This window comes from Providencia sp. 6390 (assembly GCF_058148425.1).
Window position 1 is genome coordinate 637,403 of the sequence record NZ_JBYVYL010000001.1, and the last position, 19,264, is coordinate 656,666.

General features: G+C 40.9%; 31 protein-coding genes. 19 read left to right on the plus strand and 12 right to left on the minus strand.

What is annotated here, in order from left to right:
- Position 1 precedes the first annotated feature (1 nt).
- From AC3Z9T_RS03045 to AC3Z9T_RS03100, 12 genes are all read right to left on the minus strand, one after another.
- Positions 2-286, minus strand: coding sequence for a hypothetical protein (locus tag AC3Z9T_RS03045; protein ID WP_490124720.1), 285 nt, complete (start codon positions 284-286; stop codon positions 2-4).
- A gap of 64 nt (positions 287-350) precedes the next feature.
- The gene (locus tag AC3Z9T_RS03050; RefSeq protein WP_490124721.1) at positions 351-755 is read right to left on the minus strand and encodes a hypothetical protein; all 405 of its coding nucleotides are present in this window, start codon (positions 753-755) and stop codon (positions 351-353) included.
- Positions 752-991, minus strand: a complete 240-nt coding sequence (locus tag AC3Z9T_RS03055; protein WP_490124722.1) for a hypothetical protein — start codon at positions 989-991, stop codon at positions 752-754. Before AC3Z9T_RS03055 ends, AC3Z9T_RS03050 begins: the two co-directional genes overlap by 4 nt.
- 157 nt (positions 992-1,148) lie before the next feature.
- On the minus strand, positions 1,149-1,502 hold the full coding sequence (locus AC3Z9T_RS03060) for a phiTE_015 family protein (protein WP_490124723.1): 354 nt from the start codon (positions 1,500-1,502) through the stop codon (positions 1,149-1,151).
- Positions 1,502-2,035 (minus strand): phiTE_072 family protein, encoded by a 534-nt coding sequence (locus tag AC3Z9T_RS03065; protein WP_490124724.1) that lies wholly within the window; start codon positions 2,033-2,035, stop codon positions 1,502-1,504. Before AC3Z9T_RS03065 ends, AC3Z9T_RS03060 begins: the two co-directional genes overlap by 1 nt.
- Positions 2,036-2,070: 35 nt before the next feature.
- On the minus strand, positions 2,071-2,409 hold the full coding sequence (locus AC3Z9T_RS03070; RefSeq protein ID WP_490124725.1) for a hypothetical protein: 339 nt from the start codon (positions 2,407-2,409) through the stop codon (positions 2,071-2,073).
- A 40-nt stretch (positions 2,410-2,449) separates the two neighbouring features.
- On the minus strand, positions 2,450-2,788 hold the full coding sequence (locus AC3Z9T_RS03075) for a hypothetical protein (RefSeq protein WP_490124726.1): 339 nt from the start codon (positions 2,786-2,788) through the stop codon (positions 2,450-2,452).
- Between the two features lie 52 nt (positions 2,789-2,840).
- A complete protein-coding gene (locus tag AC3Z9T_RS03080) occupies positions 2,841-3,125 on the minus strand; it encodes a hypothetical protein (RefSeq protein WP_490124727.1) in 285 nt (94 codons plus the stop codon).
- A gap of 39 nt (positions 3,126-3,164) precedes the next feature.
- A complete protein-coding gene (locus tag AC3Z9T_RS03085; protein ID WP_490124728.1) occupies positions 3,165-4,220 on the minus strand; it encodes a RecT family recombinase in 1,056 nt (351 codons plus the stop codon).
- Positions 4,221-4,275: 55 nt separating this feature from the next.
- Entirely contained in the window at positions 4,276-5,847 is a 1,572-nt protein-coding gene (locus tag AC3Z9T_RS03090) for a PD-(D/E)XK nuclease-like domain-containing protein (protein ID WP_490124729.1), read from the minus strand.
- A complete protein-coding gene (locus tag AC3Z9T_RS03095) occupies positions 5,840-6,085 on the minus strand; it encodes a hypothetical protein (protein WP_490124730.1) in 246 nt (81 codons plus the stop codon). The genes AC3Z9T_RS03090 and AC3Z9T_RS03095 overlap by 8 nt, the downstream gene beginning before the upstream one ends.
- A 227-nt stretch (positions 6,086-6,312) precedes the next feature.
- A complete protein-coding gene (locus tag AC3Z9T_RS03100) occupies positions 6,313-6,906 on the minus strand; it encodes a helix-turn-helix domain-containing protein (RefSeq protein ID WP_490124731.1) in 594 nt (197 codons plus the stop codon).
- Between the two features lie 124 nt (positions 6,907-7,030).
- Here AC3Z9T_RS03100 and AC3Z9T_RS03105 point away from each other — a divergent pair, with 124 nt between their 5' ends.
- The 19 genes from AC3Z9T_RS03105 to AC3Z9T_RS03195 all read left to right on the plus strand — a co-directional run bounded on the left by AC3Z9T_RS03105 (position 7,031) and on the right by AC3Z9T_RS03195 (position 19,262).
- A complete protein-coding gene (locus tag AC3Z9T_RS03105; RefSeq protein WP_490124732.1) occupies positions 7,031-7,252 on the plus strand; it encodes a hypothetical protein in 222 nt (73 codons plus the stop codon).
- 123 nt (positions 7,253-7,375) lie between these two features.
- Entirely contained in the window at positions 7,376-7,579 is a 204-nt protein-coding gene (locus AC3Z9T_RS03110) for a hypothetical protein (RefSeq protein WP_490124733.1), read from the plus strand.
- A gap of 45 nt (positions 7,580-7,624) precedes the next feature.
- Positions 7,625-8,554: a DnaT-like ssDNA-binding domain-containing protein gene (locus AC3Z9T_RS03115; RefSeq protein WP_490125134.1), complete on the plus strand. Its 930-nt coding sequence runs from the start codon at positions 7,625-7,627 to the stop codon at positions 8,552-8,554.
- The gene (locus AC3Z9T_RS03120; RefSeq protein ID WP_490124734.1) at positions 8,523-8,996 is read left to right on the plus strand and encodes a replication protein P; all 474 of its coding nucleotides are present in this window, start codon (positions 8,523-8,525) and stop codon (positions 8,994-8,996) included. Before AC3Z9T_RS03115 ends, AC3Z9T_RS03120 begins: the two co-directional genes overlap by 32 nt.
- 222 nt (positions 8,997-9,218) lie before the next feature.
- Positions 9,219-9,650, plus strand: a complete 432-nt coding sequence (locus AC3Z9T_RS03125; protein WP_490124735.1) for a hypothetical protein — start codon at positions 9,219-9,221, stop codon at positions 9,648-9,650.
- Positions 9,647-10,009, plus strand: a complete 363-nt coding sequence (locus tag AC3Z9T_RS03130) for a RusA family crossover junction endodeoxyribonuclease (RefSeq protein WP_490124736.1) — start codon at positions 9,647-9,649, stop codon at positions 10,007-10,009. The genes AC3Z9T_RS03125 and AC3Z9T_RS03130 overlap by 4 nt, the downstream gene beginning before the upstream one ends.
- Before the next feature lie 80 nt (positions 10,010-10,089).
- Positions 10,090-10,497: a DUF7446 family protein gene (locus tag AC3Z9T_RS03135; RefSeq protein WP_490124737.1), complete on the plus strand. Its 408-nt coding sequence runs from the start codon at positions 10,090-10,092 to the stop codon at positions 10,495-10,497.
- Between the two features lie 4 nt (positions 10,498-10,501).
- A complete protein-coding gene (locus tag AC3Z9T_RS03140) occupies positions 10,502-10,792 on the plus strand; it encodes a hypothetical protein (protein ID WP_490124738.1) in 291 nt (96 codons plus the stop codon).
- A 2-nt stretch (positions 10,793-10,794) separates the two neighbouring features.
- The gene (locus tag AC3Z9T_RS03145) at positions 10,795-11,103 is read left to right on the plus strand and encodes a hypothetical protein (RefSeq protein WP_490124739.1); all 309 of its coding nucleotides are present in this window, start codon (positions 10,795-10,797) and stop codon (positions 11,101-11,103) included.
- 276 nt (positions 11,104-11,379) lie between these two features.
- Positions 11,380-11,721, plus strand: coding sequence for a hypothetical protein (locus tag AC3Z9T_RS03150; RefSeq protein ID WP_490124740.1), 342 nt, complete (start codon positions 11,380-11,382; stop codon positions 11,719-11,721).
- Positions 11,722-11,749: 28 nt separating this feature from the next.
- Entirely contained in the window at positions 11,750-12,592 is an 843-nt protein-coding gene (locus tag AC3Z9T_RS03155) for a hypothetical protein (protein ID WP_490124741.1), read from the plus strand.
- Between the two features lie 43 nt (positions 12,593-12,635).
- Complete coding sequence (locus AC3Z9T_RS03160; protein WP_490124742.1) at positions 12,636-13,211, plus strand: terminase small subunit; 576 nt, start codon at positions 12,636-12,638, stop codon at positions 13,209-13,211.
- Positions 13,208-14,692: a terminase gene (locus AC3Z9T_RS03165; RefSeq protein ID WP_490124743.1), complete on the plus strand. Its 1,485-nt coding sequence runs from the start codon at positions 13,208-13,210 to the stop codon at positions 14,690-14,692. The genes AC3Z9T_RS03160 and AC3Z9T_RS03165 overlap by 4 nt, the downstream gene beginning before the upstream one ends.
- A gap of 185 nt (positions 14,693-14,877) precedes the next feature.
- Positions 14,878-15,093, plus strand: a complete 216-nt coding sequence (locus tag AC3Z9T_RS03170) for a hypothetical protein (RefSeq protein ID WP_490124744.1) — start codon at positions 14,878-14,880, stop codon at positions 15,091-15,093.
- 28 nt (positions 15,094-15,121) lie between these two features.
- Positions 15,122-16,774, plus strand: coding sequence for a portal protein (locus AC3Z9T_RS03175; RefSeq protein ID WP_490124745.1), 1,653 nt, complete (start codon positions 15,122-15,124; stop codon positions 16,772-16,774).
- Positions 16,771-17,094, plus strand: a complete 324-nt coding sequence (locus tag AC3Z9T_RS03180) for a Bbp19 family protein (RefSeq protein ID WP_490124746.1) — start codon at positions 16,771-16,773, stop codon at positions 17,092-17,094. The genes AC3Z9T_RS03175 and AC3Z9T_RS03180 overlap by 4 nt, the downstream gene beginning before the upstream one ends.
- Entirely contained in the window at positions 17,091-17,759 is a 669-nt protein-coding gene (locus tag AC3Z9T_RS03185; RefSeq protein WP_490124747.1) for a peptidase, read from the plus strand. The genes AC3Z9T_RS03180 and AC3Z9T_RS03185 overlap by 4 nt, the downstream gene beginning before the upstream one ends.
- Positions 17,760-17,776: 17 nt before the next feature.
- Positions 17,777-18,772: a major capsid protein gene (locus AC3Z9T_RS03190; protein ID WP_490124748.1), complete on the plus strand. Its 996-nt coding sequence runs from the start codon at positions 17,777-17,779 to the stop codon at positions 18,770-18,772.
- Between the two features lie 58 nt (positions 18,773-18,830).
- The gene (locus AC3Z9T_RS03195) at positions 18,831-19,262 is read left to right on the plus strand and encodes a Bbp16 family capsid cement protein (RefSeq protein WP_490124749.1); all 432 of its coding nucleotides are present in this window, start codon (positions 18,831-18,833) and stop codon (positions 19,260-19,262) included.
- The last annotated feature ends 2 nt before the right edge of the window (positions 19,263-19,264 follow it).

The following is a 19,264-nucleotide window of genomic DNA, read 5'->3' on the forward strand; positions in this document are numbered from 1 at the left end:
ATCAAAATGCAACCATCCAAGTAACGTGGCTATAGTTTGCTAGCTTACAATCAATTCCGATTGCAAAAATAAAATAATCACGACTGTTGTTTAATTCATCATCATCAAAATAAAACTCAGACTTATCAACAATTGCTAGATTCTCTCCATCAAGCTCACATTCAACTTCAAGCGGGAATTCGATATCCTTTAATTCGCTATAGCCCCCATCATTTAACAACACTAATTTACGATAAGCTCCATATTCTGACATTGCTTCATCTTCTTCAAAAGATATACCATGCATTAATTAATCTCCTCGCCCTTCATTAACAAAAATAAAATCATTGCTGCGCGATAGTTCAGTGTATTTATTCATTATCAACCTCAACATATTTAATAACCCTGTAGTTTAATATTGTTCCTTCATCACAATATTGTACTGATGATTGACTACCTAAATAAGCATCAAGAATATAACCATCTTCTTGTTTGTTGTTGATTAACCAATCTCTTAGCACGCTCTTTTCATATGATTTAATAGGGCAAATAACGCCTCTCTGTTCTGTTATTCTTTTCTTACCTACATTATCAAGCCCGCTAACTTCCAATTCACAATCGACTTCAGAAAGTCCAGTTATACATTTAGCAAAATCAGCATAGTCAATTTCAAGACTTAAAAATCTTAATTTAGACATATCACATTTAACGACAATATTTATCTTCTCTCTATCATCGCCATAACTAGGTCTTGATATTGTTAGCTTACCCTTCATTTATACAACCCCGTTTCTTTTGCCGCTGACTCAACATCATTATGAAATACAGTTAATCTGTTAATTAAATCATCAGTCGCTTCATCAGAATTAATTACCTCTTGCCACAGTGCTGTACATCTTATTTGAAGCTTTGCTCCTATTTCAGCATTACGCAATCTAATCATTCCAGTATCTTGCGCATCCCAATTCAAGCGCGTGAATAATGAATTAAGCATCTTTCTTTTATCTTCCACGAATCACCTCACCACAAATTATTTCAACATCCCGCACCTGCATTATCTGCATAGCACGGCTCTCGCACTCTTGCTGTGTGTATATTTGCTCAGATACAGGCACAGCAGAACCCTGTATTAGCATGAGTAATACATATCCGATTATTTGTATGGTTGTTTACTTTTGAATTAAATCAGCACGAATATATAACGTGTCAGTTGGGAATTCTCTGTCAGCGCTCCAAGTTACATCACCGCTATATAAATTAACTGGATATACAGGTTTGTTTTCCTCCTCTGGTTCAGGGTCAACCTGTAGCCATATTAATTCTGGCGCAGTAGGGCAATTAATACTTTCTGGTAAGTTATTAATTAAACTCTCGCGTGATGCCTGCCAGCTAATCCACATTAAATCAACGTCACGGTCAGCGTAATTTAATCCGTTATTTGCGCGTTTAAGTTTTGATTCAAATTCTGACGGGTCGCTAAGTTTCTTTATTGTATCTTCAAATTGCTGCCTTGATTTATCCATCACTCCACCTTTGATTGTTTAAGCGCTTCACGAATTACATTAAGCCGCGATTCCATTCTACAATAGTCCGGATTTTCTTGTTTAGGCCAATTAGCTGAATATGGGTCTCTATCAAATAGTTTCTTATAGTCATCACCTAGCCTTGGATAAAGAATGTCGTGCATTATATCTTCGCTATATTCGACATCATCAAACATGCTACGCGCATCGAATTCATCTATAATTCCTTTTCTTCTGCACCGCATTATTTCTTTTTTAACAAACGCGATATTTTCTTCATTATCGGCATCAATCTCACTTTCTAAACGAGAGTCTAAATAACCAATCCAATACTGGTTTGTTATCCACAATAGAAACTCAGCAAGTGACATACCCATGCCGCCCCAGTAACATGACCATGATTTACCATATTCACTAATAGTCACACGACCTCTACGGTTATCACCATAATCTTCTAAATAAACATGAATAGGGTCATGATTCTGAACCTCTGAAATAACTAGTTTAGTAACTTGTGACTGCTCAACTTTCATATTCATTCCTCTTCATTGCATCCCTGCGAGTTAAATTAAGCTGTCCGTAGCTTTTCGAGTTCGGGGTAATGCTTGCGGATTAATTCAATTGCTTCTGCAAAGCTAATTTCGCCTTCCATCTGCTTATCGAACCAAGTTTGAATATCTTCTGAATTACCGTCGCTATCTTTCAAGTCGCTAAAAATATCAACCTCAGAATCCCATTCCAGAGCACCATACAGCCAGTCGGTAGCTTCTTTTACTTTTCCCTTGCTAATTAAAAAAGAAGCCACCTGAACAGTGCTGGCGAAGCGATTTAATATACAGACGGTCGCATTACCCATCGCTGCTCTATCCATAATGCTGCTTATTTCTTTTTTGAGTTTATCTGTCATATCTATCTCCTGTTTGCATCCTTGCAAATATATCCTTGAATTAATTCCAGTTTGAAATCTCTTCTTCGATTAAATCGTTTATTTCGTTGTTGGTAGCTTCTTCATTGAGAAATAAGCGAGCTTCGGTCATATATTTTTCTCGGTTCTCATCAAAGAACTTTGAAAATTCAGGCGACCATCCATGGTGTTTACCATCAAAATCAACGTGAGCATTTCCCTCTGCCATGTTTAAAATCATCATATCGGCAGTAATGACGCCAGATTCACGACAAAATCCTTTTAAGTCGCGCTTTCTGAAATGAGGCGAAACTTTTGAATCGCAAACATCTTTAAATCGTAGTTTCCAGCGACGAATACAGCGTCCATGTAGAGTTTTCATGGTTATATCCTTTGGTTAAATCACATAGGGAAGGGTTAGTAATTCAGCTTATTTACCTAGTAGTATTGCTATTTACTTTCGCATGCTTGGGGTTGTTTTTATTAACATGAGCCATATCAATTTCTTCTTTTGCTGCATCCGGATTATTCCAACAGCTGGTGATATAGTCGTTAACTTCATTGCGGCGATAAACAAATGCACGCTCAGATAAATAGACTTTTACTAATATTTTGCTTTTGTGAAGCTTTTCTAAAATAGAATTACCGACGCCTGTTTTTTGCTTCACTTCCTCAGGCGTGCAAATATCATCCAGTGTTTTTAATTCATTTAGGTTCATAGAAACTCCAATGGCGGGATAAACCCGCCGTCAGTAATATTATTGATATTCGTCTTTCATATCGTTTAGCGTGATGCTGAATGCTTCGAACAATTCATCGCCAAGCTTGCGTTTATTGGCGTTAAGGAATTGAACAACTTTATCGAAAGCTTCTTTAGCTTCTGTTGAGCCACCAGCTGGCAGACTGTTGATTTGAGCTTCAATGTTGTTGTTAGCATCGATTTTGTGATATGCCTGCACTGCTTTATTTTTTAACTCAGTGAAAAGAGTAGTTCCGAGCGATGATTTAAGTTCATCAATTTGTATGCGAACCTCTTTTACTTCATCTAGCGTCGATGCTTCAGTAATAGCTTGTCGAAGTAGGTCGGGATCAAAATTATCATCAACAATTTCACCAGTAATTACATTGCTTTCGCTGCTGGTGGATTCTTGATGCTGATCAGTGTCTTGTTGCGTTATTTCGCTGATAGAAACGCGCTCTTTTTTTGGCGTAACATCTTTGATAGTGCGCTCTTCTAACTCATCTGGTGTATAAACACCCATGATCACTTCAGGGCAATACAAACGAGACCAATACTTGACAGCTAAGTAAGCAATTTGTTGCTTTGGCATGGTTTTCCAAAGTGGTGAGTTCCTAACTTGTACATCTGCTAAATAAACGGGCTCACCATAGGTTATTTCAGTTTCACCGCGAAGCACTGCACCAACACGAATATATAAACCTGATTCGTCACGTTGGTCTTTTTTGCCTACAATTTTTTTCCAGTCACCGCCGTACTCATAATGAAAGCGGCCTACAACGACGTTGGAACTAGTGATCACTGCGTTAACTAACTGGGCCTCATAGCCAAGAGTTCCACCGACTAAGTGTGTTTTTTGCCCGACAACAAAAGGATCCATTCCCCAGCGAGACGCCTGCATTGTGATAGCTAAGCAATCTGATGGTTTTCCTTGTAAATGTTTTGGTACTGTTGCAACACCTGAGGCCATTATTTCTGCAAAGCGAACAATGCGATCCATCAACTCAGGATTAAATAAGAGTGAGCTGTTAGTCACAGCTGTTTGCGGCTGGTTGCTTAAAGCGACTTCTGACATGATGATTACCTCTAAATTGATAAGCGCCACGCAGTAAGCAGGGCGCTAGAATTGATTAAGCTTCTTCTAATTGAAGTTCTTCTAACTTGCGTGTTTCAAAGTCAGTAAGATTAATAGTGAGAGTTTCTGTGACAGGGGCAGGCCATACGCCTGTATTCATTGCGTTATTAATATCACGTAGCGTTTTCTTATACTCTAAACGACCAAACTCTAATAACTCTGTTGAGGCTTCGACGATGGCAACCCAGTGATAGTTTTCGTCTTTGTTAACGAATATCCAGAAGAACTGGTCTAGCATGGCGATATCGCAGTACATGGCAGCGCTGACATGATAATCACGGTTTATTATTTCACGGCGTATCATTGCTTCTATAGCTTCTTGTTTAAAGCGACCCAATGAAACAGACTTAAGATCAAAGCCTAGTCTTATGTCTTCGCTGTGCTGGATCTCCAAGTCAGGCCTTACGCGAACTTCTAAGCCAGTGTCATCATCAATGCCGTAATAACTGACCTCAACTGAACGACTGTGGTGATTGATAAACTTTCCTGCTTCTGGGTGATCAAAAACAGCTTGCTGCATAGCTTTTCCAATTCTGTATTGGTCGTCAGTTATTTTTATTTTCGATTCATCAGAAAGCCACTCATTGATTAAATCGTCTTCAAATACAGCATCAGGTTTAACTTCTTTTATTGATGCTGCGATATCTTCTTTTTTTCCTGATTTTTTCAATGGCTGCGGCAATGTTGCGTTAAATTCTTTAATGCATGCTTTCATTGCTGTAGCAGTGTGCTTGTCTGATTCAGGTATTTTCTTAAACTCTTCTGGCAAGTCTGCATATATGCCGCCTATTTCTTCCACAGATCCTGATAATGGCAATGGTTGCGGCAATGTTGCGTTAAATTCTTCAATCCACTTAGTCATTGATTCAGTGTTAGTAAACGCGCCAGCTGGGATTACAGGTGCTAAGCTAAACTCATCTTCAACCTTTTCAGGCTCTAAAACTAAAGTGTGAAATAAGCTACCGAAGTCTAAGGCCTCAGAGCGTTCACGCTGAATAACTTTACTGATGTGTCGGCGCTCGTAGTACATCAAGCTTATGCGAGCATCTTTAAGCATTGTGCTGCTAATGCCATTTGATGAGTGATAAGCCTCATTTGAAATGTCTGGGTAACGACCAGGCTCAAAGTATTCATTCTCTTTTATGTTACTTTCGATAACATCAGGAGTTCCTTGATAAACAATTTGTTTATCTTTATTGTCATGATCAGCTTCTTCAGCCTTTTCCTCTACAGCTACATCAGACTCAGTTGCTGTTAAAGATAAGAAATATTTTTTCCTGTCTCTATTAGAGCGAAACTTATCTTCATTTTTAATGACATGTACATATGCATTGATAATGTCGTTGTCATGAAGGTAGGAAAAGCTCGGTGTTGCTGTTGTTGTTAGTGCTAACTCAAATGCGATTTGATCAAACTTCTGCATCTCTTCGCTAATTGATGTTTTGTTAAGGTGATCTGTTAAAAGTTGAATATTGTCAGCGGTATTAATGTTATTAGCGATTAAAATAGCACTAACAATATTGCTTAGTTTACGTTTTTCAAATTGTTCTTGTTCTTGCTCACTCATTAGAAAATTCCTTGTCGGTTTGAATTGCTACCCATGTGGTAAAAGCCCAATCAATGCCTTCTTTAAAGCTAGTAAATTCTTTTTTCTTTCCACGTACGATAAATACGTGAAAACCATTTTCGATATAAAATCTCATTTCTTTCACCATAAGATAAACAAATTGTTTATGTTTATATGCATGAAAAAACCTAGCTATAACAGCTAGATTGCTAAATATTTTCACTGTCCAATCTTGCATTCCGGTTCTAACGGGTTAGCTAAGACATTATGCGGCTTACATAATTTAGGGTTGTGACAGCCGGTCATATTGTTAAAGAGCGTTAACCTTGTTGGTTAATCTGAGTTAAACTATAAACCATAAATGATGGCTGTCAATCGCTAAATTAGAAAAAGATAAACAAATTGTTTATGTTTTTGGCGATAAAAAAGCCAGCATATTGCTGGCTAATGTGGTAACAATTTGTTTTATCGTTCGTTTTTATTGATTATAAACTCGATAAAGTCTTGTATTTTTTCTTTCTCAGTCCACGGTAGCTCTGAGTATCTTTTGTGATCATAGTGCAGCAGGTCATCATATTCTTTCGACATGAGAAGCTCGTATGGCTTCCTGTTCAGTGCTTTTGCGATTGCAGCAACACTATCAACTGTAGCGCTTGTTTCGTTCTTAATGATGCGATTAACCGTTGCTTGGCTGAGCCCTGACTTAACGGCGAGCTGTGCTTGTGATTGAACATCTTCAATCATCATTAGTGTTGTTATGTTATCGCTTAACGCTTTTCCAACATCTGTTTGAATAGGGTCATCAACAACAGCTTCGCTAGGCGGGTTTAAGTGATCCTTATCCATGTAATATTTCGGAAGTCTAGTTAAATACTCAATTTTTCTCGCCATAGGATCGCTAATAGTGCGATGACTCTTCAAGTCAGATGACGATAAATAACGTGAAATTAAGTTTGGTGCACAGTTGAGCGCGTTAGCAATGTTCTTCTGTCTTCCGTCGTAATACTTTTCAAGAACAAAGATAAGATTATCTCTTCTGATATCACTAATATTTTTCACGATGAGTCCTTTTTTTGAGCAATATTGTTTATTCTGTTTATCTATTTAATATCGAATTAACCCTTTCGGTAAATGCAATAATTGTTTATCATTTTTGAATTGTTTATCTTTTTTGGGGTTAAATATGGCTTTTTTTGACTTTAAAGTGTTCTGGAATGCTTTATCGACACAAGAGCGCAGAAGCTTTGCTGATAAAGCAAACTTAACAGAACGATATATTTCAATACACTTACGCTACTGTAGTAGAAGTGTTTCATTTCAGACTGCACGCAGGTTACAGGTTGCTTTTAAAGAATTCGGTAAAGAGTTTACGTTAGAGCAAATAGCTGACTGTTTTAAAAAATAGTTTCCCAAAGGCCGCGAAAGCGGTCTTTTTTTGTGCGAGATAAATAATAATGCATTTATGGTTTGATTTATTTTTTATTGGAGAGTAATCTTACTGCATACACGACTGTAATAGAGGTTTTCAATGAAAGTTATTAGTAGAAAAGAAGCAGCAGCTAACGGGCTATCTCGCTTTTATACAGGTAAAGCCTGTGTACATGGACATGTTGCAGAACGCTTTGTAAGTAATGGCGTCTGCGTTGAGTGTGCTGCTAAGCACGCGGCAAATTACCGTGAAAGTGTTAATAGCATTCTCAAGCAGGCAAGAGAAATGGGAGTTCAAGCATGATGACCGCATGGAGCCTTATTTATGAAAATAGTTCAGGGGGTTGATATGGCTCGCATAAGAACCATTAAGCCGACTTTTTGGACTGATGAGGACATGGCTGACATTTCAGAGGCGGCATGTTTACTGGCGATTGGTTTATTAAATTATGCAGATGATGAGGGATATTTCAATGCCAATCCAAAGCTCATTAAAGCCGCTGTTTTTCCTATACGTGAGACCTCCGGTAGTATTCCGGTACTACTACAGGAGCTTTCCAACTGTGGTTATATTAGCTTATTTTCTGCTCAAGATGGCAAGCGTTATGGGCTAATAAATAATTTCACAAAACATCAGGTCGTTAATAAGAAAACACCAAGTAAAATCAAAGAGCTAAACCTACTACCGGAAAACTACGGTAGTAATACAGGAGGACTACCTTTAGGAAAGGAAGGGAAAGGAAATATAAAACCTCTCTCTAATACGCGCGAAGATAATTTTCAATCTGATCTGAATGCCAATAATTCTATCTTGAACGGTCGTGTTCCAGCTGGTGGTTTTGGTGTGAATGATAAATTTGTGATGTATCAGGGCTGGGAACCTGATCAGGACTTTACGCAAAAGGCCGCGTACTGGGGAACGATACTCAAAGAGCCGCTGCAGCCTCATGAGTTAGCTGAGTTTATAACCTACTGGGGGGCAGAAGGAAAAGCCAAAACGCACGAGCAATGGGAATTAGCCCTTGCTAAAGGTTTGAAACATAGTCGATTGAAAAATAAAAAGGTGGTTGGAAATGGCACAAGTGAATTCAAATTTGATCCAGCTGCAGGAAAATCGAGAGCGGTTCAGCGGGTCGAGCATGCAATCAGGGCAAGGCACGGACAAGAATATCTCGACTCTTTGGATCAAACTGACGGAGCTGTATGGGGACAAATGGACCAACAAGAACGGGGCGGAACCGTCATTGATGTGGAAACAAGCGTTAAGCGCATTGAGTGAACAGCAACTGGGCGGGCTATTTAAATTCTGTATTGATCGCTGCATGAGCGGTAATCCATGGCCTCCGGAGCTATCAGATGTGATTGTAGCGTTATCTGGTGAAGCTGCTAAACAAAACCCTTTTGGGCTTGATCCTGACGAGCAGCTTAGAGACTTTCTAGTCTACTGTGCTAAGCGCAATAACTACCATAGCGCTGAAATGTACCCATTCAAACACCCTGTTCAGTACTGGATGTTTACAGACCTCAGGGCGAAAATGATTGACCTAAGGCTAACTGAGATCGAATGTGAGAAGCGACTAGACAAAATGTTATCACAATGGACTGAGCGAGTTAGAAAGGGTGAAAAAGTGCCAGAGCCAACACTAACACTTACCGACAAATCAAAACCTCGACCTGCTTGGATGGATTTAGTTGAAAAACGTAAACATCAAATGAAATAACATTCAATGTTTATGAAATTCGTTAGCAGGATAAACGTTGTTGGGTTTTTGGTGTGCAGGATGATAAATCACATACATTGAGCATTAAAATTGAATGTAGAGCGCTACAGAGCGTTTTAGAGGGTGGTAAGAAAATCAATTCTTACTGATTTTTTATGGTTGAAAAGATAAACAAATTGTTTATATTAACCATGTCGGTTAATCAAAAATGGGATAATGTTTATGTTATTTCAGGATCATGTCGTTGAAGTGCTTAAAAACGGTCAGAGCATGACTGTAAAAGATTTGATGCTAGCCATTGAGAGCAAAGGCATTAAAGCGCGATACAACACTGTGTATTTCGCTCTGACGCAATTAGAGCGATTTAGTGTTGTTTCAAAAATAAAATCAGGCGATGGAGCGACTTGCGGTGCGGAGTACAAGTTAAAACATAACTATGAAATAGGGCTTGAAGAACAGATTGACTCAAGACGTCGCCAAGTTACCCAGCTAAGCAGACTTGATTTCAATGGTGATAAAAACACACGCAGAAAGGCTCGCATAGCACATCAGGGCTTTAAGCAAGTTGGTGAGTGCGCAAGGCAGCAACTGTGGCTTAATCGCATCTTATCTGGTGTTCGTGAGCGCTTACGCAAAGAGGGTGTGATTGTATGAAAACCCTTGTATATCCAATTGTGCCAGTACCTAAGCCACGTATGACACAGCGTGACAAATGGCAGAGGAGACCAGCCGTAATGCGCTATAGGGCGTTCTGCGACGAGGTGAGAGCAAGGGGTATTAACCTGCCTGAAAGCGATTACCACGTGATTTTTGTTATGCCTATGCCGAAGTCATGGAGCAAGAAAAAACAGGCTGAAATGAATGGTCAGCCACACCAGCAAAAGCCAGACAAGGACAACTTAGAGAAAGCCTTGCTAGACGCCATCTTTGACGATGATTCGCGTATATGGGATGGGCGAGTTTCTAAGGTTTGGGGAACCACTGGAATGATAACGGTAAGGTTACCAGAATAATCGACAAATCATGAACTTGTTACCAATGGGTAAATAAGTGATTGAAATTACTAAATTAGAGATGAGTGAGGTAATTAATTATGAGTAACAGAACAGCAACTAGAAGAGTGTGGTGTGCACCAATCACTAACAAGATTTTTTACGGAAGTATCTGTAATGAAACTGGCAAGGTAGTAGGCGTTAAGAAAGACATTACAGGTGATGCGCTGCGAGCTGTTGCGGAACATTTATTTAATCAATCACGCGTGATCACGTTTGTTTTAAATAGCGGTCAGATCTTGTCTGTTAAGTCGTGCGTTACTGATAGCGAAGCGCCTGATAATTCAGTAGAGAATGCGGCTCATGACTTACTTTATGCGATGCAGCGTATGGTGAATCAATTCTATGCGGCTGGTATTGAGTCAAAAGAAGAGTCGTTAAACCCTATGGAAGAGGCACTGTATCAGGCTGAGCAGGCAATCGCTAAAGCAACAGGAGAAAAGGAATAAGGCCATGAGTGATAAACAATTAAGTAGTGAGGAGTCTATCTTGAATGATATCAATAAGCTTGAATTACTAAAAAAAGATATTAAGAAACAAAAATATGGGCTTGTTGGTGGCATCATTACCATGCCGCCGGAAAATGAAGCTCTAACACTGCGTGACCAGTTCGCTATGTTTGCTATGCAGGGAATTTTATCCAATGAAGCCATGATTACTAACGTAATTGAAGAGTCAGCAGCGTGGGTATCGCGTGAGGCTTACATAATGGCAGATGCAATGTTGGCAGCTAGGGATAAATAACAATGGCAACTATCTCAGTAAAGCACCCCAAAATTGATGATTTCCATAATGGCACTAAGCCAATGCCTAAACTGTTCCGTGTGGTAAGCGTAGAGCTTGATGTTTTGCGTATCGGCTTTGGCAGTGACTATGGCGTCATATTTGATTGTGATACCACCGTAGTTAGATTGGTAAGGCGAGTTAAACACCGTGACGGCTGGTGTTGGCAACTGGTTAGAGAGCATAAAGACCAAGAGGAATGGGATTATTGCTTTGAGCCTGACCGTGAGTGTTTGAACAACCTGAATTGGGAATTAGGGCTGTTTTACTAAACAAACAATCGTGACATGTCACGCGAGGTAAATATGAAGATTGGCGATAAAGTTAAAATTAAACGTTTAAATTCAAGCAATGGAATATCTAAGTTTAGTGTCGGCGATGTGCTGACTGTGGATATTATCAACGAAGAACCATACAAATATTTCTGTATTGATAATAGCGATTATGGTGAATGGTTCAGCGAATCGGAGATAGAGCCATGTTAAAAGCTTACTTAATATTCGTCGTGCTCTGGTGTGTTGTTGTAACTGTAATCGGGATGGCATTCAATGGCTAAATCACCAGCAGAGCGCAAAGCAGCGCAACGTAAACGCCAGCGGGATGCTGGCTTGGTTACTCCGCAGTGGCAGGTTGAAGCCGAAGAACACGAAATGATTAAGCGTAATTGTGCATTGCGTAGACCTGGGCGCGAACCGTACGACGAATCGGAATACATTCAAATGCTCATTCGTAACGATGATGCGCGGCTTAAGCGAGAGATTGCTGAGCTATCAATGCGGTGCTGTGGTAGGTGTGGCGAGCAGTTACCAGTGGCTAATTGCTGCCTATCTGGTGCCGCTGAGTGCTGGAATACTAAAGGGTGGCATGAGATCAAATTGGAGGTAGAATAAGTAAAATTTAATTTAAGGATAAAATAGAATGAAAAATAATAGTAAGTCAGCTTTCACCTTATATAAGAGAATGCATGAATCTGGTGAGTTTTCTAGTTTGTACACTTATATTCACTCACTAATGACAGGGGTTAGCGTTGCATTTTTTATAGGATTATTTAGTGCGGGTCCGATAGCAATATCTTGTTCAATTTCTTTACTGATATCGACAATTTTGTTTTCTGTAGCTATAGCATTGAACACTGTTTTTTCTACTTATTTTTTATTTTTTAGGAATGATAGGCGTATAACTTTTGAGTTGTTTGCATATAGTAAATGGATAAATTACTTATCAAATGTATCTGTGTCACTACCGTTCATTGCATTTTCTTTTTTATTTTTTTATTTTTCAAATGTTGTTGGTTCAATATTTGTGTTTTCGCTAGTTATCATTGTTGTTTTAGCTTTTTGTATTTTTAAGGAGATGGAAAAAAATATAGATAAGGCATTTAAAGCCAAATTAGAAATTGAGGATATATCTGAATTAGAAGAGTTTAAGAAAATACACGAATTACCGGTGTTTAGTAACTCTGAACTAAGAGAGATGTCTTTAGAGTTTGGTTTGTTATCATTACTCAAGATCAGGCTTGTTGACTTTCTAGATAAAAACAACTTTGATAAAGAGAGCGTTGATCTGCTTAGACTAGAATTAATAAACGCATTAATTAACATTTGCAAAACAAAAGCGGGTGATTCTGGCCTTAATCTTTTAATGAAGAAGGCAATTGCTTATTTCGGCGAGAGTGATTTAAGTGAAAACAAGGTGAAGGAACATATCAATGAAATCATTTTTAAAATAGACTACACAGGAAGCTATAAATTCCTTATTTGATTTGATGTTTACCTTTCTTGTGGTCATAATAAACGAAGAGGTGATGATTATGACCGCAAAGAAACCACGTAAGCCACCAGCCAGAAAACCTACGCCACTTAATGCTCAAATGGAGCGCTTCTGTCAGGAATATATCAAAGCCCCTGATAATCAAACAAATGCAGCGCTAGCGGCAGGCTATGCCGAAGTTAGCGCCTGTAAGCGAGCATCCCAACTAATGAAAGACCAGCGTATCATTGACCGCATTGCTCAGCTTATGCAGCAGCGTAACAAGCGCAAGAAGCTAGACGCTGACAGCGTGTTAGAGAGATTGGTTAATATGCTTGATGCTGATATTGCGGACATTCTCACTAATACTGGTGATATCAAGCCAATTAAAGATTGGCCTGCAGTATGGCGTAAAAGCATTTCTGCATTTGAAATAGCCGTCATTGATGAGAGGGTTACCGTCAAGAAAGTGAAGCTGTTAGATAAACTTCGCGTACTTGAAATGGTCGGTAAGCACGTAGACGTTAACGCATTCCGTGAGCGCTTCCAAGTTGATATAAACATATCTCTTGCTGATAAAATGGCAGCAGCCCGTAAGCGTGCCGAGCGTGCCGCTGGTGGTGAGCAATGATTGATACTATGTCGCCAGAAGAACAGCTGATTAACGATATCGGCATGTTTACGCATGACCCGTTAAGCTATGCGCTATATGCTTTTCCTTGGGGCGAAGCTGGCACCGAACTTGAAAATGCCAATGGTCCTCGTCAGTGGCAAGCGGAAGCGCTGAACGAAATAGGTGAACACCTACGCAACCATGAGACACGCCACCAGCCGCTACAGCTTGCTAGGGCATCAGGCCACGGTATTGGTAAATCTGCATTCATATCGATGATCATCAAGTGGGGTATGGATACTTGCGACGATTGCAAAGTAGTTGTCACTGCCAACACAGAAAACCAGCTACGCACTAAAACATGGCCTGAAATTGCGAAGTGGCAGCGCCTATCTATCACCAAAGACTGGTTCACATGTACAAAAACCGCTATCTATTCAAATGACCCTAATCACGCTAATGCATGGCGTGCTGATGCTGTACCGTGGTCAGAGAACAATACAGAGGCATTCGCGGGCCTGCATAATCAGGGGAAGCGCATCATTCTTATTTTCGATGAAGCTTCCAATATTGCTGATCTGGTGTGGGAAGTAGCTGAGGGTGCATTGACGGATGAAAATACAGAAATCATTTGGATAGCATTTGGTAACCCGACACGTAATACAGGGCGTTTCCGCGAGTGTTTCCGTAAGTTTAAGCACCGTTGGAAAACTAAACAGATTGATAGCCGTACGGTTGAAGGCACCAACAAAGAACAGATTGATAAATGGATTGAGGATAGGGGCGAGGATAGCGACTTTGTTAAGGTTCGTGTGCGCGGGATCTTCCCGTCAACATCTGAAACCCAATTTATACCTACTGGCTTAACTGATGCAGCAATGAAGCGCACAGTAACACAGGCCGAAGTATCACATGCACCGATTATCATAGGCGTTGACCCTGCATACTCTGGCGATGATGATGCGGTTATTTATATGCGCCAAGGGTTACACAGTAAATGCCTGTGGACGGGTAACAAAACTACTGATGATATGGTTATGGCTAAGCGCATTGCTGACTTTGAGGATCAGTTGGGTGCGGATGCTGTTCATATTGACTATGGCTACGGTACAGGGATTTATTCTATCGGCACGGGATGGGGGCGTGATTGGCAGCTTGTGCAATTCGGTAGCGCGTCCACAGACCCACAAATGCTAAATAAGCGTGGTGAGATGTATAGCAGCGCTAAAACATGGTTAAAAATAGGCGGTGCGCTTGATGACCAAGAAACAGCTGATGATTTATCCGTGGCTGAATATAAGGTTAGAGTTGATGGTAAAATTGTATTAGAACCAAAAGAAGATATTAAAAAGCGTATTGGACGCTCACCGGGTAAAGGTGATGCGTTTGTCTTAACATTTGCTTACCCAGTCACCAAAAAAGAACGCCACAACATATCAACATCTAGTCATCATGGCAGTCACGTTGTTAGTGATGCTGATTACGATCCGTATGCCTAACTAACAGGCAAAAAAGCCCTCATACCGAGGGCAAAAATATAAGCAAAGGTCTCTGAAGTATCGCTGGAGAGTGGAACATCTGACAACTACCGATAAACAAAATGTACATCTATGTATTTTATTTGTCAAATAAGATGTATTATATTTCTTAATTGAGTTTATTGTTTATCTTATCGAGGTGTTATATGTGCGGAAATATTCTAGGCGGTACACCTAAAATTAAAACCCCTCCACCAGTTCAAGCAGCACCACAAGAACAGGATGAAGCGGTAGTGGGTATTCGCGATGAAGAGCTACGTCGCCGCCGTGCTGCTGCTGGTCGTAAGTCAACATTGCTAACAGGTGCGCAGGGCGCAACAGGATCAGCGTCCACAAGTGGTAAAACGCTGCTAGGTCAGTAACGCTATATTACTAAACAATGGGGGCGATATGAGTTTAAAGCAGGATTTATTAAAACAACTCTCACAGCTTAAGAATGAGCGCCAATCATTTGAGCCGCACTGGAAAGAGCTTGCAGAGTATACGCGCCCTCGTAGTACTCGTTTTAACACATCAGAAGTTAACCGCGGTGATAGACGTAATACGAAAATCATTGACCAAGAAGCAGCTAAATCAGAGCGTACGCTTTCAAGTGGCATGATGTCGGGAATAACTAGCCCAGCCCGTAAATGGTTCCGTTTAGCGACACCAGACCCTGACATGATGAACTATAGCCCTGTAAAAATGTGGCTTGAAGTCGTTGAACAGCGCATGAACGAGGTGTTCAACCGTTCAAATATCTATCAGTCACTACCGCAAACCTATTCTGATATCGGCACCTTTGCAACCAGCGCGCTAGCTGTACTTGAAGATAACGAGCGGGTCATTCGTACTGTTCCGTTTCCAGTTGGTAGCTATTACATTGCGAATGGTCCCGACCTAACAGTTGATACCTGTTTTCGTGAATTCAGTATGACAGTGCGTCAACTGGTTATGGAGTTCGGGCTAGACAATGTGAGTGAGCAGGTTAAAAGCATGTGGGACTCTGGAAACTATAGCCAGTGGATCAGTGTTATTCATTCAGTCTACCCAAATTTAAACCGCATCAGCGGCAAGCTGGACGCTAAGAACAAGTTGTTTAAATCCGTTTACTTTGAAATGGGTGGCGATAGCGATCGTGTTCTACGTGAATCGGGCTTTGATGAATTCCCCATCATGGCTCCACGCTGGGAAGTTAACGGCGAGGATGTATATGGCTCATCGTGCCCAGGTATGATTGCATTAGGTAGCGTTAAAGCATTGCAGTTATTGCAGCGCCGTAAAGCACAGCAGATTGATAAAGTGACCAACCCACCTATGCAAGCGCCTGCATCCATTAAAAATCAACGTATTTCACTGGTACCGGGTGGAATAACTTATCTACCAATGGCTGGTGCTGATCAAATGATCAAACCGATATTCCAAGTGCAAGCCGACATTAACGGCTTAATTGCTGATATTGGTGATACACGTAATCAAATCAAAGAGGCCTATTTCTCTGACCTTTTCATGATGATGGCTAATGTTAATACGCGCTCAATGCCAGTTGAGGCGGTAATTGAAATGCGTGAAGAAAAGCTACTCATGTTAGGGCCTGTATTGCAGCGTTTAGATTCTGAACTACTTGACAAGTTAATTAATCGTACGTTCGCAATCATGGTGCGTAAAAACCTGTTACCCGTACCTCCGGATGAAATGCAGGGTATGCAACTTAAAGTTGAATACATCTCTGTGATGGCACAGGCGCAGAAATCAGTTGGTGTTAGCAGTATTGAGCGTTTTGTTGGCTTTGTTGGTGGTCTGGCAAATATGAAACCAGAAGCACTCGACAAGCTGAATACTGACGAAATGATTGATAACTACGCTGAATCAATCGGTGTTTCCCCGACTATCGTTTCATCCAATGACCAAGTAGCCGCTATTCGCCAGCAGCGTGCAGAGCAACAGCAGCAGATGCAACAAATGCAAATGGCACAAGAGGCAGTGGCTGGTGCTCAGGCTCTTGGTAATACACCAATGGACGACAACAGCGCCTTAGCTGCGCTTGCTGGTGGTGGTCAATGACACGGTTTGATGATTACTCGGAAGAGGAAAAAGCAGAGATTCAGGCTGACTTAGAGCTTAAAGACAAGCTTAGAAAAGAACGCGAAGACGATGATTTAAAACAAGTTATGAGTACTGAATGTGGTCGTCGTTTTATCTGGAAAACACTATCTGCCAGTGGTGTTTTTGAAGTTTCATTTACGTCTGATCCCTATATCACTTCATTCAATGAAGGTAGACGCAACAAGGGGTTAGAGCTGTTTAACGATGTAATGAGTGTTTGCCCTGATCTCTATTTGGTCATGGCAGAAGAAGCCAAAGAACAGGAGAGCAATCAATGAATTTATTTCAACGCTTGGTGTTTCGTCGCCTTTGTAATGAGGTTTCAGTTGATGGTGGCGAGGGTGCAGCTGCGACAACCACAGAAACTACAGCGGTTAAAACTGAAACATCAACAACAGGTGATCAGACTACGACTACTGGTACAGAAACTGATAAGGCTAATGATACGTCCAGTGCTAAGCAGGAAGGTGCTGACAAGAAGCCTGTAAGCGCTGCGCCTGAAAAGTATGAGTTTACTGCTGGCGAAGGTCAGGAGCTGGATAAAGAAGCGGTAGCAGCGTTTGAGCCTATTGCACGTGAACTAGGTTTAAGCAACGAACAGGCGCAAAAAATTGTTGATGTATACGGCTCTACGATCATGCCGCAAATCATGAAGCAACAAAATGAAGCGTGGCAGCAACAAACAATTGAATGGGCTGAAACAATCAAGGCTGATAAAGAGCTTGGTTCTGTTGAGTCAATCGGTAACGCACAAAAAGCTATGGATCAGTTCGGTACGCCGGAGCTTAAGCAATATTTAAATGATTCAGGGCTAGGTAATCATCCTGAGTTATTCCGTATTTTTTCAAGAATTGGCAAGGCCATGTCTGAGGACGGTTTTGTTGGTGGCAGCAGTGAAAACGCTCGCAGCACTGCAGATATTCTTTTTGGTGAAAGTAAATAGGGTATAGGGGATAAATTATGTCTAAAGCGCTAACTTTAACTGATTGGGCTAAGCGTCAAGACCCAAACAGTAAACAGGCGAAGATTGTTGAGCTGCTCAATCAGTCTAACGAAATTCTTGATGATATGGTGTTTTCAGAAGGTAACTTACCTACAGGCCACCGTACAACTGTCCGCACAGGTTTACCAGAGGCCACATGGCGTATGTTGAACTACGGCGTGCCGCCAAGTAAATCAACTACCGCACAAGTTACAGACTCTATAGGTATGCTGGAAACTTACTCAGAAGTTGATAAAGAGCTTGCTGATATGAACGGTAATACAGGTGAGTTTTTATTATCAGAAGCACAAGCGTTTATTGAGTCAATGAATCAGCAAATGGCTGAAACATTGTTTTATGGTGATACTACTGTGCACCCTCAGCGCTTCACAGGACTAGCTGCACGCTTCAATGATTTAGGCGCTAAGAATGGCGTAAATATCATTGATGCTGGTGGCACGGGTAGCAACTTAACCTCTATCTGGTTGGTGGTGTGGGGGCAAAATACAGTTCATGGTATTTATCCTAAAGGTTCTAAGGCTGGTCTTGAGCAGCAGCACTTAGGGGAAGTAACACTAGATGACGCTGATGGTGGTAAATACCAAGGTTACCGTACTCATTTCAAATGGAAAAATGGCTTAACTATGCGCGATTGGCGTTATGTGGTTCGTATCGCTAACGTTGACCTATCCAAGTTAACCAAAGATCCAGAGGCAACAGGTGCTATCGACTTGCCTGATTTACTGATTCAGGCTATTGAGAAAATCCCTAACCTGTCTATGGGTAAACCTGTTTTCTATTGCAATCAGCAGGTTCGTAGCTGGATGCGCCGCCAGATTAAAAACTCAAAGAACGTCAATATTTCTATGCAAGAAGTTGCAGGGAAGAAGGTTGTTTCTTTTGATGAAATCCCCGTGCGCCGCACTGATGCAATTCTTACAACTGAGGATCAGGTGGTCCGTAAGCAAGGCTAACCTATTGCGCGGTGCTTGAGTTGGCACCGCTAACTTAATTTTGTTGGGAGTTCGCAACATGATTTTAGATAAAGAAAACCTATTTTCTATCGATCAAGCAGTAACAGCGTCAGCGACTGCGACCAGTATCATAGACCTAACACCAGTTAAGGGTGATTTCCGTGATATTGGTATCGGTGAACCGTTACAACTGTTTGCACAGGTTACTGAGCAGGCCACAGCAGCAGGCGCAGCAAAGGTACAAATCATTCTGGAAACATCAGCAGATAAAGCGTTTACAACGCCTGTTGCTATCTTCCAGTCATTTGCTATGCCAATTGCAGATTTAAATGCAGGTAAGCGCATTATCGGTACAGTTCCGCATGGTGTTATTAAGTATCTGCGCCTTCGTTACGTTGTCACGGATGGCCCATTAACTGCAGGTAAGTTTACAGCGGGTATCGTACTTAATACTGATGCTCATCCTATCTACAACGCCGTAACTAATTAAGG

What these genes read in the sequence shown, in the direction of transcription:
- AC3Z9T_RS03065 (WP_490124724.1), bottom strand. Translation starts at nt 2,035, where the DNA reads ATGAAAGTTGAGCAGTCACAAGTTACTAAACTAGTTATTTCAGAGGTT.
- AC3Z9T_RS03105 (WP_490124732.1), top strand. Translation starts at nt 7,031, where the DNA reads ATGGCTTTTTTTGACTTTAAAGTGTTCTGGAATGCTTTATCGACACAA.
- AC3Z9T_RS03140 (WP_490124738.1), top strand. Translation starts at nt 10,502, where the DNA reads ATGAGTGATAAACAATTAAGTAGTGAGGAGTCTATCTTGAATGATATC.
- AC3Z9T_RS03060 (WP_490124723.1), bottom strand. Translation starts at nt 1,502, where the DNA reads ATGGATAAATCAAGGCAGCAATTTGAAGATACAATAAAGAAACTTAGC.
- AC3Z9T_RS03160 (WP_490124742.1), top strand. Translation starts at nt 12,636, where the DNA reads ATGATTATGACCGCAAAGAAACCACGTAAGCCACCAGCCAGAAAACCT.
- AC3Z9T_RS03165 (WP_490124743.1), top strand. Translation starts at nt 13,208, where the DNA reads ATGATTGATACTATGTCGCCAGAAGAACAGCTGATTAACGATATCGGC.
- AC3Z9T_RS03120 (WP_490124734.1), top strand. Translation starts at nt 8,523, where the DNA reads ATGTGGAAACAAGCGTTAAGCGCATTGAGTGAACAGCAACTGGGCGGG.
- AC3Z9T_RS03145 (WP_490124739.1), top strand. Translation starts at nt 10,795, where the DNA reads ATGGCAACTATCTCAGTAAAGCACCCCAAAATTGATGATTTCCATAAT.
- AC3Z9T_RS03085 (WP_490124728.1), bottom strand. Translation starts at nt 4,220, where the DNA reads ATGTCAGAAGTCGCTTTAAGCAACCAGCCGCAAACAGCTGTGACTAAC.
- AC3Z9T_RS03185 (WP_490124747.1), top strand. Translation starts at nt 17,091, where the DNA reads ATGAATTTATTTCAACGCTTGGTGTTTCGTCGCCTTTGTAATGAGGTT.
- AC3Z9T_RS03150 (WP_490124740.1), top strand. Translation starts at nt 11,380, where the DNA reads ATGGCTAAATCACCAGCAGAGCGCAAAGCAGCGCAACGTAAACGCCAG.
- AC3Z9T_RS03125 (WP_490124735.1), top strand. Translation starts at nt 9,219, where the DNA reads ATGTTATTTCAGGATCATGTCGTTGAAGTGCTTAAAAACGGTCAGAGC.
- AC3Z9T_RS03190 (WP_490124748.1), top strand. Translation starts at nt 17,777, where the DNA reads ATGTCTAAAGCGCTAACTTTAACTGATTGGGCTAAGCGTCAAGACCCA.
- AC3Z9T_RS03175 (WP_490124745.1), top strand. Translation starts at nt 15,122, where the DNA reads ATGAGTTTAAAGCAGGATTTATTAAAACAACTCTCACAGCTTAAGAAT.
- AC3Z9T_RS03045 (WP_490124720.1), bottom strand. Translation starts at nt 286, where the DNA reads ATGCATGGTATATCTTTTGAAGAAGATGAAGCAATGTCAGAATATGGA.
- AC3Z9T_RS03130 (WP_490124736.1), top strand. Translation starts at nt 9,647, where the DNA reads ATGAAAACCCTTGTATATCCAATTGTGCCAGTACCTAAGCCACGTATG.
- AC3Z9T_RS03135 (WP_490124737.1), top strand. Translation starts at nt 10,090, where the DNA reads ATGAGTAACAGAACAGCAACTAGAAGAGTGTGGTGTGCACCAATCACT.
- AC3Z9T_RS03090 (WP_490124729.1), bottom strand. Translation starts at nt 5,847, where the DNA reads ATGAGTGAGCAAGAACAAGAACAATTTGAAAAACGTAAACTAAGCAAT.
- AC3Z9T_RS03080 (WP_490124727.1), bottom strand. Translation starts at nt 3,125, where the DNA reads ATGAACCTAAATGAATTAAAAACACTGGATGATATTTGCACGCCTGAG.
- AC3Z9T_RS03155 (WP_490124741.1), top strand. Translation starts at nt 11,750, where the DNA reads ATGAAAAATAATAGTAAGTCAGCTTTCACCTTATATAAGAGAATGCAT.
- AC3Z9T_RS03170 (WP_490124744.1), top strand. Translation starts at nt 14,878, where the DNA reads ATGTGCGGAAATATTCTAGGCGGTACACCTAAAATTAAAACCCCTCCA.
- AC3Z9T_RS03110 (WP_490124733.1), top strand. Translation starts at nt 7,376, where the DNA reads ATGAAAGTTATTAGTAGAAAAGAAGCAGCAGCTAACGGGCTATCTCGC.
- AC3Z9T_RS03075 (WP_490124726.1), bottom strand. Translation starts at nt 2,788, where the DNA reads ATGAAAACTCTACATGGACGCTGTATTCGTCGCTGGAAACTACGATTT.
- AC3Z9T_RS03095 (WP_490124730.1), bottom strand. Translation starts at nt 6,085, where the DNA reads ATGCAAGATTGGACAGTGAAAATATTTAGCAATCTAGCTGTTATAGCT.
- AC3Z9T_RS03050 (WP_490124721.1), bottom strand. Translation starts at nt 755, where the DNA reads ATGAAGGGTAAGCTAACAATATCAAGACCTAGTTATGGCGATGATAGA.
- AC3Z9T_RS03070 (WP_490124725.1), bottom strand. Translation starts at nt 2,409, where the DNA reads ATGACAGATAAACTCAAAAAAGAAATAAGCAGCATTATGGATAGAGCA.
- AC3Z9T_RS03195 (WP_490124749.1), top strand. Translation starts at nt 18,831, where the DNA reads ATGATTTTAGATAAAGAAAACCTATTTTCTATCGATCAAGCAGTAACA.
- AC3Z9T_RS03115 (WP_490125134.1), top strand. Translation starts at nt 7,625, where the DNA reads ATGGCTCGCATAAGAACCATTAAGCCGACTTTTTGGACTGATGAGGAC.
- AC3Z9T_RS03180 (WP_490124746.1), top strand. Translation starts at nt 16,771, where the DNA reads ATGACACGGTTTGATGATTACTCGGAAGAGGAAAAAGCAGAGATTCAG.